Genomic DNA, 15911 nt, shown 5'->3' with positions numbered 1-15911 from the left:
GGACGGGGGTTGTCCCCCTCAAACGGAGCCGAGGGTCCGACAGTTGTCCGCCGTGACTACTACATTGTCTTCCAGCCGTATACCCCCAAAATCGCGGTAGGCCGCCACCGCATCGTAGTTGACGAATTCGGTGTGCTTTCCCTCCGCCCGCCAGCGGTCCGTCAGGATGGGGATGAAATAGATCCCCGGCTCCACCGTGATCGTAAAACCCTCCTCTAGCCGCCGCCCCAGCCGCAGGTTGCGGGTGCCGAACTGCTCGCTGCGCCGAAATTCCGCGTCGTAGCCCACCAGGTCCTCCCCCAGGTCCTCCATATCGTGCACGTCCAGCCCGATCATGTGTCCCAGTCCGTGGGGGTAGAACAGCGCATGGGCACCGGCTGCCACGGCGTCTTCCGTACTGCCCTTCATCAGCTCCAGCTCCTTCAGTCCATCCACGATGAGGCGGGCCGAGAGATCATGCAGTTCGCGGTAGGGCACCCTGGGCTTGATCTCCTCGATCACCCGCCGTTTGGCCCCGTCGACGATGTCGTATACCGCCCGCTGCTTTTCGGTCATCTCCGCCCCCACCGCGAAGGTGCGCGTGATGTCTCCGGCGTAGCCCGTGTCGGTTTCGGCCCCTGCGTCGATCAGTAGCAGGTCCCCCTCCCGTAGCACGTTACTGTGGGCATGATTGTGGAGGATATGGCCGTCGCGACTCACGATCGCGGAGTACGCCAGCCGGCCCCCGGCCCCGATGGCAAGCCCCTCCAAAATACCGGCTACCTCGGCTTCCCGCATCCCCGGCTTTGCACCCGCGCGCGCCGCCCGATGCATCTCCATGCTGATCTGTACGGCCCGGTCCATCTCGGCGATTTCCTCCGCGCTCTTATGCAACCGCAGGCTGATCACCGCCCGAATTAGCTCCTCACTCGGCCGATTGAAGTGGTCGACGCAGCGTTCCAGCAACTCTCGGCGCTCGGCCCGGTACGCCGGCAGATAGTGCACTACCTCCGCCATACCGGTGGCGTTGATGGCATCCTGCAGGCTTCCGCCCAGCTGTAGTCCGGCTTGCCGTGCCAGTTCGGCCAGGCTTGGCTGCTCCCCCATCCAGATCGTATCGTCGAGCGTCGCCTCATCGCCGTAGAGTAGGCTTTCCCCCGTCTCGGCGTCGATGGTCAGTACCAGGTCCGGCCGGTTCAGCCCCGCGAAGTAGCGGAAGGTCGAGTCCTGCCGAAAGGGGTATGCGTTGCCACGGTAGTTCCTGGGTGCCTCTCCGTTGCCGGGTAGGAGAATAAGGCCGTTGGTGAGGCGGTCGGCGAGCCGCTTACGGCGCTGGGTGTAGGTGTGGGCGGGAGACATAAAATCGTCAAATTGTAGAACCTCGAAGCGTCCCATGAAGCGTAGCGTCTTGGGACCTTTGAGCGTTCGGTCGGGGAGTGAGTTGTTGAGTTGTCGAGTTATTGCGTGCGGGCGTCGGAGGTGGGATAGGTGTTATAGGGGGCGGGGCCGCAGGTGCAACGTAAAATAAGAAGCGGCAAGCAAATGGGAAAACCTATCGGCGTTATGTACAGGCAAGGTTCGAGGTCGAGCGGCCTCTGGCCCAAGCAGAGCCGCACAGAAGAGACAGTGGCTGCGCCACTTCGTGCGGGCAGTGCAGGCTCGGGCCGGAGGCCACTCGACCTTTTACCCGGGGAATAGAACCCGCCCACCACCCCCCCGTTCCCTACCCGTGTCTCACCAAGTCCCCGAAACCCTGCTAAAAACCGGCACCGACTGGTTCGAAACCCGTGGCTGGGCCCCCTTCCCCTTTCAGCAGGAAGCCTGGCGGGCGTACCTGAGTGGGAAGAGCGGACTAGTCAACGCCCCCACCGGCAGCGGCAAGACCTACTCGCTCATCCTGCCCATCCTTCTAGAATTCCTACGCGAGCACCCCGACCGGCCCACGAAGGCAAACAATGGGCTGCGGGCCGTCTGGATCACCCCCATCCGCGCACTGACCCGCGAGATCCAGGGGGCGGCCGAACGGGCCATCGCGGACCTGGGCATGAAGTGGCGGGTAGGCGTCCGCTCCGGCGATACCAAGACCGGCGAGCGCACCAAGCAGCGCAGCAAGCCCCCCGAGATCCTCATCACCACTCCCGAGAGCCTGCACCTGCTGATGGCCAGTAAGGGCTACGAGAAGTTCTTCGGGGACCTGCGGGTGGTGGTGTGCGACGAGTGGCACGAGCTGCTGGGTACCAAGCGGGGAGTATTGGTAGAGCTAGCGCTGAGCCGACTACGGGGCCTACGCGGCACGGCCTTCCGCACCTGGGGCATCTCGGCCACCATCGGTAATATGGACGAGGCGCTGGACGTGCTCGTGCCCCCCAGTCTACCGACCGAGCGCACCATCATCCGCTCCGGCACACTCAAGCAGACCGAGATGGTCACGGTGCTGCCCGACGAGATCGAGACCTTCCCCTGGTCGGGCCACCTGGGCATCAAGCTGCTCGAAAAGGTGGTGCCCATCATCTATGCCTCGGGCTCCACGCTCATCTTTACCAATACGCGCAGCCAGTGCGAGATCTGGTACCAGCGGCTGCTGGACTTCGACCCCGAGCTCTCCGGGGCCATCGCCATGCACCACGGCAGCATCAGTCGGGAGCTCCGCGACTGGGTGGAAGACGCCCTGCACGAGGGTACGCTCCAGGCGGTGGTGTGTACATCGAGCCTCGATCTGGGGGTGGATTTTCGTCCGGTGGAAACCATCGTACAGATCGGCAGTCCGAAGGGTGTAGCCCGCTTCCTCCAGCGCGCCGGCCGCAGCGGACACCGACCGGGGGCTAAGAGCACCATCCACTTCGTACCCACCAACAGCCTGGAACTCCTGGAGGCCTCCGCCCTACGCCGCTGTATCGAGGAGCAGGTGATCGAGGCGCGCATACCCTATATCCGTAGCTTCGACGTGCTGGTGCAGTACCTGGTGACGCTGGCGGTGAGCGGGGGCTTCCGGCGTGACGAGGTACTGGCCGAGGTCCGCAACACCTTTTGCTTCGCCTCGGTGACCGACGAGGAGTTCGCCTGGTGCCTCGACTTCATCACCACCGGGGGCAATAGCCTGGGGGCCTACGACGAGTTCCATAAGGTGATCCGCGACGGGGAGGGCGTCTATCGGGTAGAGAGCAAGCGCGTGGCCATGATGCACCGCATGAGCATCGGGGCCATCGTCAGCGAGACCACCGTGATGCTCAAGTACATGACCGGCGGCTACATCGGCTCTATCGAGGAGTACTTTATCTCCAGCCTCAAGCCCGGCGATACCTTCTGGTTTGCGGGTCGCAGCCTCAAGTTCGTCAAGCTTAAGGGCACGGACGCCCTCGTCAAGCGCAGCAACGCCAAGAAGGGCAAGGTACCCAGTTGGCGCGGTGGTCGCATGCAACTGTCCAGTCAGCTCTCCGAATTCCTGCGCAGGGCCATGGAGCAGCTCAAACTAGAAGACTACCACGACGCCGAGCTCACCAAGCTCACCCCCCTACGCAACATTCAGATGCGCCGTAGCGCCGTCCCCGCCACCGACGAACTGCTCATCGAGTACTTCCAGGACCGCGAGGGTTACCACCTGGTCATGTACCCCTGCGAGGGCCGCGGCATTCACGAGGGACTGAGCTCCCTGGTCGCCTACCGCATCGGTCAGTTCGCCCCCCTCACCTTCACCATCGCCATGAATGACTACGGCTTCGAGCTACTCTGCGACCAGCCCATCCCCATCGAGGAGGCCCTGGGTAGCGGACTCTTCGACGCCACCGACCTGACCCACGACCTCAACGCCGGCATAAACGCCACGGAGATGGCCAAGCGCCGCTTCCGCGACATCGCCGCCATTGCCGGACTCATCTTCAAAGGCTACCCCGGCAAGCAAAAAAAGGAAAAGCACCTCCAGAGCGGCTCCCAGCTCTTCTTCGACGTCTTCACCGACTACGAGCCCGGCAACCTCCTCCTCCAGCAGGCTTACGACGAGATCATGACCTTCCAGCTCCAGGAGGCCCGCCTGCGCGACGCCCTCGACCGCATCAATGGCCAGACCATCCTGTTCAAGCAACCCACCAAGGCAACCCCCTTCAGCTTCTCCCTCATCGTAGATCGCCTCCGCGAGCGCATCAGCTCGGAGACGCTGCAGGACCGGGTGAAGCGGATGCGGCTGGCGCTGGTGCGGGATTGATGGGTCGTGGCTCCTAGCTGCGGTTCGATGGGTCGTGGCTTCTAGCCGCGGTTCGATGGGTCGTGGCTTCCAGCCGCGGTTCTCCACTGATAGCAGGCCGCGGCTAGAAGCCACGAACCGCTACAATCCACCAACCGCCCCAATAGTCCACTCCAGCCGAGTCTCAATATTCTGCGAGGTGATGCCCAGGGGGTGAAAGACCAGCTCCATGCGCACCGCCTCCTGCTCCAGGTAGAGGTTGCGGAAGTTGCGCAGTCCGGGGTTGAGGTTGATCACCTGCTGGCGGCGGCCGTCGTGGTCCACGCTGAACATGATATCGGCCAGGGTACACTGCGGCTCGCTGCTGGGGCACACGCGCAGCTCTACGCGGCGGATCTCGCGGAAGTCCTCCCCGGAAAGACTTACGATGCGGGCGCGGATACCACCGACCTGGTCTACGTCGTCGGCCGTAAAGTCGCTGGCGTCGAGGGTAGGTAGGAAGCGGGTAGCCATGCTGGCCTGAGAGACGACGAAGAGCTGCGGGGCCACCTGTCCGGCCGGCACGATGAACTCGATGGGCTCGTAGGTGATGTCGAAGAGCCGCTCGCCGGTACTGCTGCTGGGGCAGGCGTAGAAGAGACTGAGGCCCAGGCAGGCCAGCAGGTAGCGCATGGTGTAGGTGGTTAGAAGCGGTATACTAACGCGCTCCGGGGGTGAAAACTTACCTTGTCCCCCCGTGAAAGCCTGGATCCCTAATTTCGTCACTCTGCTCAACCTGTTCTGCGGCTGCGCGGCGCTGATCTGCATCCTCGACCTCCGTTTTATCCCCGCCTTCTGGTTCCTTTTCGCGGCCGGCTGGTTCGACTTTGCGGATGGGCTCGTGGCCCGCGCCCTTAACGTCAGCAGCGAGCACGGCAAGGAACTGGATAGCCTGGCTGATATGGTGAGCTTCGGGGTCGTGCCGGCGGTGATCTACTACGTGCTCCTGCTTTCCGCGAATTTCTTGGCACCTGCGGCCCCGCCCGATCCTGATGCATATGCCCCACTGGCCCCCTTCACCGTCACCTGGTCGTGGTACGCCGCCCCCGCCCTGCTGCTTGCCCTGTTCAGTGCCCTGCGCCTAGCTAAATTTAACCTTGACACCCGCCAAACCGATAATTTCCTGGGCGTAGCCACTCCGACCAGCACCGTCTACGCCACTGGCCTCATGCTGATCGTAGCCACGAACGAAGCCTGGGCCCCGTATGTCCTCAGTCCCTTAGTCCTTTATCCCTCCATCCTACTTTTCTCCTACCTGCTGGTCAGCGAGCACCCCATGTTCAGCTTCAAACTAAAGGGTTTCGGCTGGGCGGGCAATGAGACGCGGTATATCTTTGCCGCCGCCGCCATCGTGCTGTTCTTGCTGCTGTGGACCTCAGCCTTTCCCTTCATCGTGCTGGTCTATCTGCTGCTCAATCTCGTCTCCCCGCCCCGTTCCCACTCCACCGTATGACCTACCTCGCCCACATCAACATCATGCCCAAGGCCGAACTCCTCGACCCCCAGGGAAAAGTCGTCGTCAAGAACCTCCCCAACCTCGGCATCCAGGGCGTCTCCGACGTGCGCATCGGCAAGCATGTGACCATGACCCTCGAGGCTGGTAGCGAGCAGGAGGCCCACGATACAGTCGAGCTAGCCTGCTCCAAGCTGCTGGCGAACGTGATCATGGAGGGGTATGATTTTGTTATTGAGGAGGGCTAGGCGGGCGGGGCCGCAGGTGCAAAGCGAATAGGAAGGGCGTCCAACTCCGCACGCAGCGATCACGCTTGCTGGAGTGGTGATTTATTACTTTACCTGCGCTCAACGTGGACATGGCGCCCTACCGCACGCTGGATCGCACGACTAGGCGGTGGTGGGGGGTGGATTCAATGTGGGAGGGATGGCGTTTGAAGGGTCAGGGAATAGGTGATTCCCACTAGAGGCGCTTGATTCCTCGAGATAGTGTTATTTGATATTCGAAAGGTCTACGTTCTTCGTGGGTAAGACGGCTGATTGTCGGCCAGTTCTTGGCCAGTGCCTGCACCATCTCCCAGACGGAAAGCCCCTGCTTTCTCGAAGATCCACGCAGATAGAACATACCGATGCCGTGCTTCCGGTAGAGTTCTTGCTCATGTTTGCGGAGACTTATGCTTACATCCTGAGTGATGACGTAGGCCTCCTTCCCAAGCCCAGGAATCCATTCCACGTCCTTCGCGCCCCGACCGAATACGGTGGGGGTATATTTCACCACTATGGGGTAACCGCTCTTCAGGCCCTCTGGAATCTGCAGAATGTTAAAGCTTTCTGCGACGTGCTCGGGTATATTCTCGTCTACAAAAATTGTCATGCAGCCCGACAGAATTCAAGGGCGTCTACCACTTCCTGTGCTTCAATTTTATAGACGTAAGCTATGTAAGGTATAGGATCTCCAGCTTGAAAGTGACCGTAAAGTGTTTCTGGGTAAATATTCCGGTCTCCAATAAGTGGATGACCGAATTTACGGTTAGGATCGACGACAATTGTCTTATCCTTCCCCATCGGCCAGAACTTATTTGCTAAGTCGTTCGCGTCGAAGTCCAGTCGCTGAAAAAATAAACGAATGAAGTCTAGATTCAACTGATCCGATCCGTCAAGACTTATTATTTCTCCTTCGGGTAGCTGGAAGTAAATGTGTTTTTCATCCGTTCGGATATTTTCTAAAACCTCTCCCTTCGCAAAGGGAAAAGGAGTACCGTACAACTCACCAAGCCGTAGGTGGGCCTTCATCACTTTTCGTGGGGGTACTCCGGCCTCCCCAAATAACATCATCAGGTAAAACTCGACCAGCGTATGAAAGCTTACCGCCTGTGACCCATCGGTGCGCCAGGAGTAAGAGTGCTTATATTCTTGTCCCAGCTTCCCATCCCAGTATACGTTGATCCAGCGGTGTACCTGCTCATAGGGCAACCGTAAGATATCCGCAATGTCGCGTGGCGTATAGATTCCCTGACCGATAGTTGGTTCGTTCTCGAAGTTCATCTCGTGTTGTGCGTCACAAAGTAAACGTTTTTCGGAGCGAGTGGGTGTGTCTTGCTTGCTTCAACTCCCGCCGCACCCGCGCCCCCGCCAAAACCCCACACCTCGGCCTACAAAGCCTCGACCTTCATCTCCCGCCCTACCTTCACCTCATGGTAGCCATCATCAACTACAACGCCGGCAACATCCGCTCCGTCCTCTACGCCCTGGAACGTATCGGCGTCGCGCACGAGCTCACGGCCGACCACGACAAGATCCGCGCCGCCGAGAAGGTCATCTTCCCCGGCGTAGGGGCCGCGGCCTCGACGATGGCGCACCTCAATGCCACCGGACTGGCCGACGTGATCCGCTCCCTCACCCAACCCGTCTTTGGGGTATGCGTGGGCATGCAACTGCTGTGTAGCCACTCCGAAGAGGGAGACGTGCCCTGCCTGGGCGTCTTCCCCGAGCGGGTCAAGCAATTCCGGCCGGTAAACGGGGAAAAGGTGCCGCACATGGGCTGGAATGACGTGCGCCTACAGCGCGGCAATGACTGGGTGAGTGGCGAGGTAGACGGCGGCTACTGCTACTACGTGCACAGCTACTACGTGGAGGCGGGGCCGGATACCGTAGCGACCACCACCTACTGCGGCACCGACTTTGCCGCCATGATGCACCGCGATAATTTCTACGCCGCCCAGTTTCACCCGGAGAAGTCGGCGCTGGTGGGGGAGCGGATTATTCGGGATTTTTTGGCGGTTTAGTTAGCTGCTAGCTTAGGTAGCGTTCGATGATCGGTAGCTCTTCCGTTGTTGGACTCGGCTTTAGCTTTTCAATTGTGTAGTGTATTGAGCGGTCGTATAGCCCAAAACGGTAGACTTCCGTGAATACCGCCTGTAGATCGAGCGGTAGCATCCCATCCTGAGATAATAAAGGGACGCCAATAGTCGGCAGCGCCTCATCGAGGCCCACTGCCCAGAAACCTACCATATCCGGTATAGCCTCTACCGCCTGGATGCGGTACGTTCCCCTCGGCCAGTCTTCCGCCAGGAATGGGGGAGTGCCCCCACGCAGCAGATCGATCTCCACCAGATTGACCTCGTTGCGAATCAGTTCCTGGCGCTTGCGCCGGTAAGCCGCTAGTCCCGTTCCCTGTTTGTTGACGGGGGAGAGTACTTCTACGGCGGTTACTAGTTCCGCTTTATCTACGGTGCGGATGGTGAGTGTACGTTGGCGTGTGTTACTTAACGAAGCATATACGGTAGGTGCGTTGATGGCCGCTACGTCTGTCGTGGTGTAAGAGGGTTTTGCTGAACCTTCTGCGATACTGACATCCGGCCGGTAAAACCGATCCTCTCCTTCAAGTAGATCTCTTGCGATGATCCCCATTTCTGCGGCGATCGTATACCGCTCGGGCAGACGAGGTGCCAAGTTTCGCATGGTGCCGGCAATGAAGTTGAGGTGAAACGAGCCCCAACCATACCCTTCGATGAAGGGGTCCATACCGGGGAAGGGACTGTTCTTCATGACCTGGGCGTTTTGATTTTAGCTGACTCTAAGGTAAGTCAATTAAAACTCCGTAAGCTCAGTCTCCCCACTATCATTCCCCCCACCAAAAGTAGTCGTGAAACTCAGCCGCACCCCAAAGTCATCATAGGCCCCATCCCGGAAGCTGGTCACGAACTCCAGCCGCAGCACCCGCAGGATGTTATCCAGGGAATAGCCCAGCTCGGTGTAGTGATCGGAGGTGGGGGTGTAGAGGTAGTTCACGAATAGGTCCTCCTTGAGGCCGATGAGGTGGAGCTTTCGGATATTGGTGAGCAGTAGCTTACGGAACTGGTAGTGCACGTAGGCCTCGGCGTACTCCTCGCCGGTGCTATTGAGGTAGTAGGGCAGCAGGCGGTAACTGCCGATGGGGTCGAGGCGGGTCAGCAGGATCTCGGAGGTAGCGAAGTGCTGGAAGTCGGGAAAGTCGACGTAGGCATTATTGAGAAAGGCACCGGCCCGCAGCAGCAGGTTAATGTCGCCCTTGCGGCCGGCCTCGAAGCGGTGGCGGTAGCTGCCCTCTACGAGTGTGAAGTCAGAGGTACTACTGCCGATGGAGGGGAGGCCTGTCTTGACCCGCAGCCCCAGCACGGGGGCCGAATCATCAATGACCCGTTTATTGCCGTTGCGGATATAGTACTTGAGCCCCGGGCGGTAGGCGGCCAGGATCTCCACCAGGGCGGCATTCTGTACTTCATCCACCACCCCGCGCTCCGCGTTGAGCGGTGCATTGGGCGCGTAGGCGAACTCGTCCGGGCCGCCCCAGCGGTGGTCCGTTTGATTGGTCACGGTGCGGCGGTCCTCGTAGGTCACCGTGCCGCTGAGCTTGAAGGCATCGCTGAAGCGCTTGCGGTAGCCCAGGGTGGCGTAGGCCCGCTCGTACAGGCGGGTGTAGCTGTCGCCCCAGATCAATGCAGTGAAACTGTTGAGGATAGGGTCGATGGCCGGACTATCGTCGAACTGCCGCAGGTAGCGCCCGCCGCGGATGTAGTAGCGGCCCTTCGCCCTATCGTTCGTCCAGTTGGTGTAGCCCACTTCCCAGCTGGCGCGCTTCCAGGCGAAGCCGTAGCGGCTGCGCAGACTAAGCTCACCAAACTTCTGCTGGTGGCTGCTGGTATCGCCCTCCTCCTGTACCGTGAAGCGGAGCGACTTCGTAAGCTGAGCCCCCACGGCGTAGCCCTCCACGGGATTGAACTGCAGATCGGGGTCTACATCGAAGCGTAGAAAGGAGGGTAGCGACTTGCGGTTCTTATTCTTTCCACTACTCGGCTTCTCCCCCCGGGCCTCGGCGATGGAGTCGAGGCGGTTGACGGTGGCGATGCTGTCCTGGTACTTATAGCCCCTAATCTCCTCGGTGGTCAGCGGGATGGGGCGGATAGCCTCCCAGGCGGCGGAGTCGCGCACGGTCTTCACGCTATCGTCGAGGAAGGTGTAATCGGCTACTACCTCCGGCTCATCGGACTGCTCCCGTTCCTCCTGCTCGTACGACTGCATCAGTTTGCGGAGTTCCTTACGGGTGAGCTCGCCCCCCTCCTGCAGGGTATTCTCGTAGCCGGCCACCCGGTTTTCCTGGCGGGCCGCGGCGGCCACCTCGGGCTGGGTCTTTTCGTCGATCACCTCGACGTAGCCGCCGAGGTCAGGGTTGAGGGTGATCTCGTAGTTGCTGGTCGAGGCGATGTAACTGGCACTGATCTTTACGCCCACGATACCCCCAAAGCCCTCGATGATGGTGGTGGTCGGTAACCAGATGTGGGGTTCTATCTCGTTGTAGTTGATCTTTACATCCACGGTGAAGCCTAGGCGGTAGGTACGCAAGTCGAGGCTGTGGAGCGACCAGTCGTCCTGCACGATATACACGTAACCCTCGAAGACGTCCTCACCCGGGCTGCGCGGGATGACCTTTATCTTATTGATCAATTTTCCCTGGTCGACAAACACCCCCTCATGGGCGAATTTGTAGTACGCGAAGCTCTTCGGCGAGAGCGGACTCACCACCTCGGCTACCTCCGGCTGGTAAAAGCTGGAAAAGACATAGCCACTGACCGAGAAGTTCTCCTCCCCCACCACGTAGCGGCTCACGACCTCCTCCCGAAAGGTATTCGGGCGGGTGTAGGTGATCTTGCTGGTGGTTTCGCTAGTGAAGCTCTTGCCAATGATCTCCGTGACCTCCTCCCGGTCCTCCTTCGGCACAAGTTTCTGGAAGAGCTTCGGGATCTTGTCCACCTTGCCCTTCCCCTTTAGGTATACGTCGGCCGAGTAGCTATCCAGCTGGTTGCGGTGGTAATCGGCCTTGGCAATGGCACGGCGGATCACGCTGTAGCTTAGGTCCTCCCCGCCGCTGAGTACCTCTACCTGCTCCAGGTCTAGTGCCTCGGGCCGTAGCTGTACGTCGAGCGAGCCGCGGCCGCTGCTCACCTGTACCACCTGCGTCTGGTAGCCCAGGAACTGGAATACCAGCGTATTATCTCCCGGCCGTAGCCGCAGCTCATAACGCCCTTCAATGTTAGTGGTGGCCCCGGTGCCGGTCTGCTGCAGGTAGATTGAGGCGTAGGGAAGTACCTCGCCGGTGGACTCATCCGTCACCCGCCCACTTAGCACCTGCGCACCGCCGGCAAAGGACAAGAACAGCAAGGAAAAACAGAGTAAGCGGGCGGCAGTAGTCATGACTAGTAGTTAGTATCCTACGAAAGTAGGCGCTCCGGCTCACCCACCCCTCTGCTTTAACACCACTTTATACCGATGCTTGGCTACGGCAGACCAATGCCCCTAAAACAAGCATGGCCCGCGATCCCGGAAGGGGAAGGCGGACCATGAAAACTAAAATTGCTGGGAAAAAGGTAGGTCTTAGCGGCTCTGCCGGCTGTACTTCTCGCGAAACTTGCGGTACAGCTCCGCCTGCTTGTTATCTAGGTTGATGTCGCGCCCGTCGATGTACGCTTTTTCCACATTCGAGCGGCGCATATCGAGCAGATCACCATCAACAATCACAAAGGTAGCGGATTTTCCAGTAGCGATGCTTCCGTATTCTTCATCTATACCCACAATCTTGGCCGCAGCTAGGGTCACGGCTTCCACCGCCTTTTCGTACGGCAACCCGAAGGCGACCGCCTGACCGGCCACGAAGGGCAGGTTGCGCTGCTGCCAGTAGCCCTCGTGGCTGATGGCGAAGTCTACCCCGGCCTCGGCCAGCAGGGCCGGATTATGGTAGGGCTCATCGACGGGCGAGTCCTGGGCGGCCGGCAGGGCCTGGGTACTACCCAGGATCACCGGTACGTCCTCCCGCTTCAGGAAATCAGCTACGAGGTGGGCCTGATACCCGCCCACTACCACCGGTCTAGCCCCCATCCGCTTCAGGAGTAGCACCCCAGCCTGGATGTTTCGCGCCTCATCCGCGTGTAGGTAAGCCCGGGCCGTACCGCTCACCGCATCGCAAAAACCCTCCAGTTTCAGGAGCCGTTCCCCTTCCCCCTCGGCGCGCCCGCAGTAGCCCACGGCCTGCTCCAGGAAGGCCTCCAATTCGCGTACCTGCTCGTCGTAGTTCTCGTTCGGCAGCAGGTCGCCGGTTTGCCAGTTGTACGTATTGCGGTTGGGCCAGTTGATGTGCACCCCATCGTCGGCCCGCACCGTAGCGTCCTCGAAGTTCCAGCCGTCGAGCTGCATGATGGCACTGCGGCCGCCCACCAGAGTACCCTCTGGCGTAGCCTGGGCCAGCAGCACCCCGCGGCAGCGTACGGTAGGGATCACCTGCGAGTCGGTATTAAAGGCCACCACCGCCCGCGCATTGGGGTTGAAGGTACCCACCTCGCGCTGGTCGTTCGTGGCGCGCACCGCTCCGATCTCGGTGAGGCCGAGCTGGCTGTTCAGGGCGATCATTCCGGGGTAGACGTCCATGCCGCTAGCGTCCACGGTCTCGTAGCCGGCCGGTACGCTCAGGTTCGGCCCCACGTTTTCGATGCGTCCGTCGCTGACGAGCAGGGTAGCGCTTTCCAGCACCGTGCCGTCGCCCACGTGCACCCGGGCATTCGTCACGGCAAAGGGGGTAGTCTGCGGCGGGGCGGGCGTCGGATTCTGGGCGCCCAGATAGCTATCGGGGCAGGTGCAAAGCAGGAGGAAGAGCGGGAGCAGCGCGCTCGATAGATAGTTCTTCATGGGGGTAGTGGCTAGTTGTTGACAGAATCGCAGTGCAGGAGGCGGCGGCTATTACCCCGGGGCGACTGGGTTTTCCCGCCCTGGTTTTTATCGTTCAGACTGGCCTGGATGAGGGCGTTGCGCTCGGTTTCGAGTTCGGCGCGGCGGGCCTCGTTGTCCTCGCGGTTGAAGTATTCCTTGCCGTCGACGTAGGTGCGCTCGGCGCGGGCGTAGATGCTCAGGGGGTTATCGTTCCAGAGCACCAGGTCGGCGTCCTTACCGGCTTTGATGCTACCAACGCGGTCGTCGATGTGGAGCATTTTGGCCGGGTTGAGGGTGACGAACTTCCAGGCCTCCTCCTCGCTTACGCCACCGAAGAGTACGGCCTTACCGGCTTCCTGGTTGAGGCGGCGGGCCATCTCGGCGTCGTCGGAGTTAAAGGCGGTCACCACCCCCTGCTCGTGCATCAGCGCGCCATTGTAGGGGATGGCCTCGTTGACCTCGAACTTGTAGGCCCACCAGTCGGAGAAGGTCGAGCCGGCCGCCCCGTGCTCGGCCATCTTGTCGGCCACCTTGTAGCCCTCCAGAATGTGGGTGAAGGTATTGACGCGGAAGTCGTGGCGCTCGGCCAGCTCCATGAGCATATTGATCTCGCCCTGCTGGTAACTGTGGCAGGTGATGAAGCGCTCCTCGTTGAGGATTTCGAGCAGGGTCTCCAGCTCTAGGTCGCGGCGGATGTCGTCGCCGGCCTTCATCGCCCGACCGTATTCCTCGGCGCGGCTGAAGTAATTTTCGAAGATTTGTTCTACGCCCATGCGGGTCTGGGGGTAGCGTACGCGGTTGGCGTCGCCCCAGTTGGCCTGCTTCACGTTCTCGCCGAGGGCAAATTTGATGAATGGATCGGCCCCCTCGAATAGCATCTCCTCCGGCGTAGCGCCCCAGCGGAACTTGACCAGGGCGGACTGTCCGCCGATGGGGTTAGCCGAGCCGTGGAGCAACTGGCTCGTGGTGACGCCCCCGGCCAGCTGGCGGTAGATGTTCTCGTCTACGGCATCGACCACGTCGCGCATCCGCACCTCGGCGGTGCTGGACTCGCTGCTCTCATTCACGTCGAGTAGGGCGATGTGGCTGTGCTCGTCGATGATGCCGGCGGTGAGGTGCATGCCGGTAGCGTCGATCACGGTTGCTCCACGGTCGGGCAGACCCTGACCTACCTGGCTGATCTTACCGCCGTCGATGAGGACGTCGGTTTCCTGTAGGATGCCGTCGTCCTCGCCGGTCCAGACGGTGGCGTTACGAAATAGCACCCGCTCGGCCTGGGGCAGTTCGGTGAGTCCGTAGGCGATGTTGGGGTAGGTGAGGCGTCCTTTGTATTCGGTGGGCTCATCCTCGTCGTCTTTCTCATCGTCGTCCGCGTCGTCGGCACCAGTTGCAGCACGGGGCTTGGCGGTGAAGGTAATAGGATTGCCCTCCGGGTCGCGACCGGTACCGGCGTAGCCCTCCCCATCGGGGGTAGCATTAACGCGGTAGTAGCCGCCCTTCTCTCCGGGGCGGAACTGGAAGGTGACTACGCCACCGCTCTCGCTGAAGGTGACGTCGCGGGCGGTGGTATCGCCGGCGGTGGTGACCTTCATCTTCTGACTGCCCGGGTCGCCGGTCACCTCGGCGGTGAAGGTTTCTCCTCCTACGGTGATATCGTAGCCACTAGCCAGGTCCACCTGCTGGATGGGTTTGAGCTCGAAGGGGTGGCCCTGCACCCAGTTTTGGTACACGGTGGCCTTTTCGGTGAAGGGGTCTTTGTCAGTAATGATAAAGTTGGCCAGCATGCCCTCCTCCAGGGTGCCCACCCGATCGGCGATGCCGAGTAGTTCGGCCGGGCCGGTGGTAAGGGCGGCCAGGATCACCTTGCTATCCGCGCCGGCCTTGACGGCTTTGCGCATGGCCTCGTGCAGGTCGGTGGGCTTTTCAAGTCCGTCGGCGGTAATGACGAAGGGGATGCCGGCGGCGGCAACGGCGGCTACGTTACCCGGGGCCCGCTCCCAGTGGCGGAGCTGGGCGATAGAAATTAGGTCGGCGGCGAAGGGATCGCTGACATCGTAGGTCTTGGGAAAGGTGAGGGGCAGGATAAAGGTGGCTCCAGTCTCCTTTAGGGCATCTAGGCGCTGGTACTCATCGCCGCTGCCTTTAATAATGTACTGCTTGCCGAATTCATCTCCGACCTGATCGGCCCGCAGGGCGTCCTGCCAGTCATCGACGGCGAATATCTGGGGCATGTCCTGTAGCTCGGCCCAGGCATCGAGGCTCAGATTGGCCTCCTCGCGGCGCTTGGCTCCGTACCAGTCGGCGTCGATGTAGGTCTGCCGTAGCAGGGCGATGGCCCCCATACGCGAGTTAGGGTAGTTCTGCTGGGAAGAGCCCTTATCGAAGGAGAGATGGTGGGCGACGTTGCGCTCCAGCAGCACCTCATTCTCCCGCTCCTCGGCCAGGGTGACGACGGCGGCCGTGCCGCGGCTGATGCCGTCGGGGTGGTGGGTGGATACGGTGCCGAAGCCGGCCTCGCGTAGGGCCTTGGCGGCCTTGGTATCAATCGTGAAGAGGGCGGAGGCGTCCGTTTCCGGCCGCAGGGCTTGGTTCCAGGCGTAGGCACCCTCGGTTTCCGATTCCAGTTGCGGGGGCGAGTTCCAGCTGCCGCGACTTTCCTTGACCTCGGGCATGCCGTAGCTGCCGTACACCTCGATGAAGCTGGGGTAGATGTGCTTGCCGTTCAGTTCGACCGGTACGGCACCCTGCGGCCCCGCCCCGCCTGCGTTTACGCTTTCCACCTTGCCGTTGCGGATGACGAGGGTGGCATTTTCTAGCACGCGCTCCGAACTGACGTGTACGGTGGCACCGGTGAAGGCGTAGTAGCCCTCGCGCTGGTCGTAGACGCCGTTGTAGGGGAAGGTGGTCTGGGCTAGGAGGGAACCTAAGGTGAGGGTAAGTAGGGATGAAAGCCAGTGGCGTGGTGTCATGCTTCGGTAGTCGACTAGTGGGGTGGGATGGCCCGTGAGGGGCGGAAAATTACGGTAAA

The 15911-nt window shown here is 60.8% G+C and carries 12 protein-coding genes; 4 read left to right on the top strand and 8 right to left on the bottom strand.

Annotated elements, in window-relative coordinates; translation table 11 throughout:
* Positions 1-18: 18 nt before the first annotated feature.
* The gene (locus ACOOHD_RS15835; protein ID WP_420458852.1) at positions 19-1338 is read right to left on the bottom strand and encodes an aminopeptidase P family protein; all 1320 of its coding nucleotides are present in this window, start codon (positions 1336-1338) and stop codon (positions 19-21) included.
* 370 nt (positions 1339-1708) lie between these two features.
* Here ACOOHD_RS15835 and ACOOHD_RS15830 point away from each other — a divergent pair, with 370 nt between their 5' ends.
* A complete protein-coding gene (locus tag ACOOHD_RS15830) occupies positions 1709-4177 on the top strand; it encodes a ligase-associated DNA damage response DEXH box helicase (protein ID WP_420458851.1) in 2469 nt (822 codons plus the stop codon).
* A 120-nt stretch (positions 4178-4297) separates the two neighbouring features.
* Here the strand turns inward: ACOOHD_RS15830 and ACOOHD_RS15825 are convergent, their stop codons facing one another.
* The gene (locus tag ACOOHD_RS15825) at positions 4298-4828 is read right to left on the bottom strand and encodes a hypothetical protein (RefSeq protein ID WP_420458850.1); all 531 of its coding nucleotides are present in this window, start codon (positions 4826-4828) and stop codon (positions 4298-4300) included.
* Between the two features lie 64 nt (positions 4829-4892).
* Here ACOOHD_RS15825 and ACOOHD_RS15820 point away from each other — a divergent pair, with 64 nt between their 5' ends.
* Together ACOOHD_RS15820 and purS are read left to right on the top strand one after the other, a co-directional pair.
* Complete coding sequence (locus ACOOHD_RS15820; RefSeq protein WP_420458849.1) at positions 4893-5648, top strand: CDP-alcohol phosphatidyltransferase family protein; 756 nt, start codon at positions 4893-4895, stop codon at positions 5646-5648.
* Positions 5645-5896, top strand: a complete 252-nt coding sequence (purS, locus tag ACOOHD_RS15815) for a phosphoribosylformylglycinamidine synthase subunit PurS (protein WP_420458848.1) — start codon at positions 5645-5647, stop codon at positions 5894-5896. Before ACOOHD_RS15820 ends, purS begins: the two co-directional genes overlap by 4 nt.
* Positions 5897-6110: 214 nt before the next feature.
* On the opposite strand, the gene ACOOHD_RS15810 is transcribed toward purS, so the two are convergent.
* Both ACOOHD_RS15810 and ACOOHD_RS15805 read right to left on the bottom strand, forming a co-directional pair.
* Positions 6111-6521, bottom strand: a complete 411-nt coding sequence (locus ACOOHD_RS15810) for a hypothetical protein (RefSeq protein WP_420458847.1) — start codon at positions 6519-6521, stop codon at positions 6111-6113.
* Positions 6518-7192, bottom strand: a complete 675-nt coding sequence (locus tag ACOOHD_RS15805) for a DUF433 domain-containing protein (RefSeq protein WP_420458846.1) — start codon at positions 7190-7192, stop codon at positions 6518-6520. The genes ACOOHD_RS15810 and ACOOHD_RS15805 overlap by 4 nt, the downstream gene beginning before the upstream one ends.
* 149 nt (positions 7193-7341) lie before the next feature.
* On the opposite strand from ACOOHD_RS15805, the gene hisH reads away from it, so the two are divergent.
* Positions 7342-7932, top strand: a complete 591-nt coding sequence (gene hisH / locus ACOOHD_RS15800) for an imidazole glycerol phosphate synthase subunit HisH (RefSeq protein ID WP_420458845.1) — start codon at positions 7342-7344, stop codon at positions 7930-7932.
* A 7-nt stretch (positions 7933-7939) separates the two neighbouring features.
* Here hisH and ACOOHD_RS15795 read toward each other — a convergent pair whose 3' ends face one another.
* The 4 genes from ACOOHD_RS15795 to ACOOHD_RS15780 all read right to left on the bottom strand — a co-directional run bounded on the left by ACOOHD_RS15795 (position 7940) and on the right by ACOOHD_RS15780 (position 15852).
* Positions 7940-8695, bottom strand: a complete 756-nt coding sequence (locus ACOOHD_RS15795; RefSeq protein ID WP_420458844.1) for a DUF4058 family protein — start codon at positions 8693-8695, stop codon at positions 7940-7942.
* 42 nt (positions 8696-8737) lie between these two features.
* A complete protein-coding gene (locus ACOOHD_RS15790) occupies positions 8738-11377 on the bottom strand; it encodes a DUF5686 and carboxypeptidase regulatory-like domain-containing protein (protein WP_420458843.1) in 2640 nt (879 codons plus the stop codon).
* A 180-nt stretch (positions 11378-11557) separates the two neighbouring features.
* Positions 11558-12862, bottom strand: a complete 1305-nt coding sequence (locus ACOOHD_RS15785; RefSeq protein WP_420458842.1) for an amidohydrolase family protein — start codon at positions 12860-12862, stop codon at positions 11558-11560.
* An 11-nt stretch (positions 12863-12873) separates the two neighbouring features.
* Positions 12874-15852 (bottom strand): amidohydrolase family protein, encoded by a 2979-nt coding sequence (locus tag ACOOHD_RS15780; protein WP_420458841.1) that lies wholly within the window; start codon positions 15850-15852, stop codon positions 12874-12876.
* Between the last annotated feature and the right edge of the window lie 59 nt (positions 15853-15911).

This window comes from Neolewinella sp. (assembly GCF_965214665.1).
Taxonomy (GTDB): domain Bacteria; phylum Bacteroidota; class Bacteroidia; order Chitinophagales; family Saprospiraceae; genus Neolewinella.
This window is presented reverse-complemented; position numbering and strand designations above follow the sequence as displayed.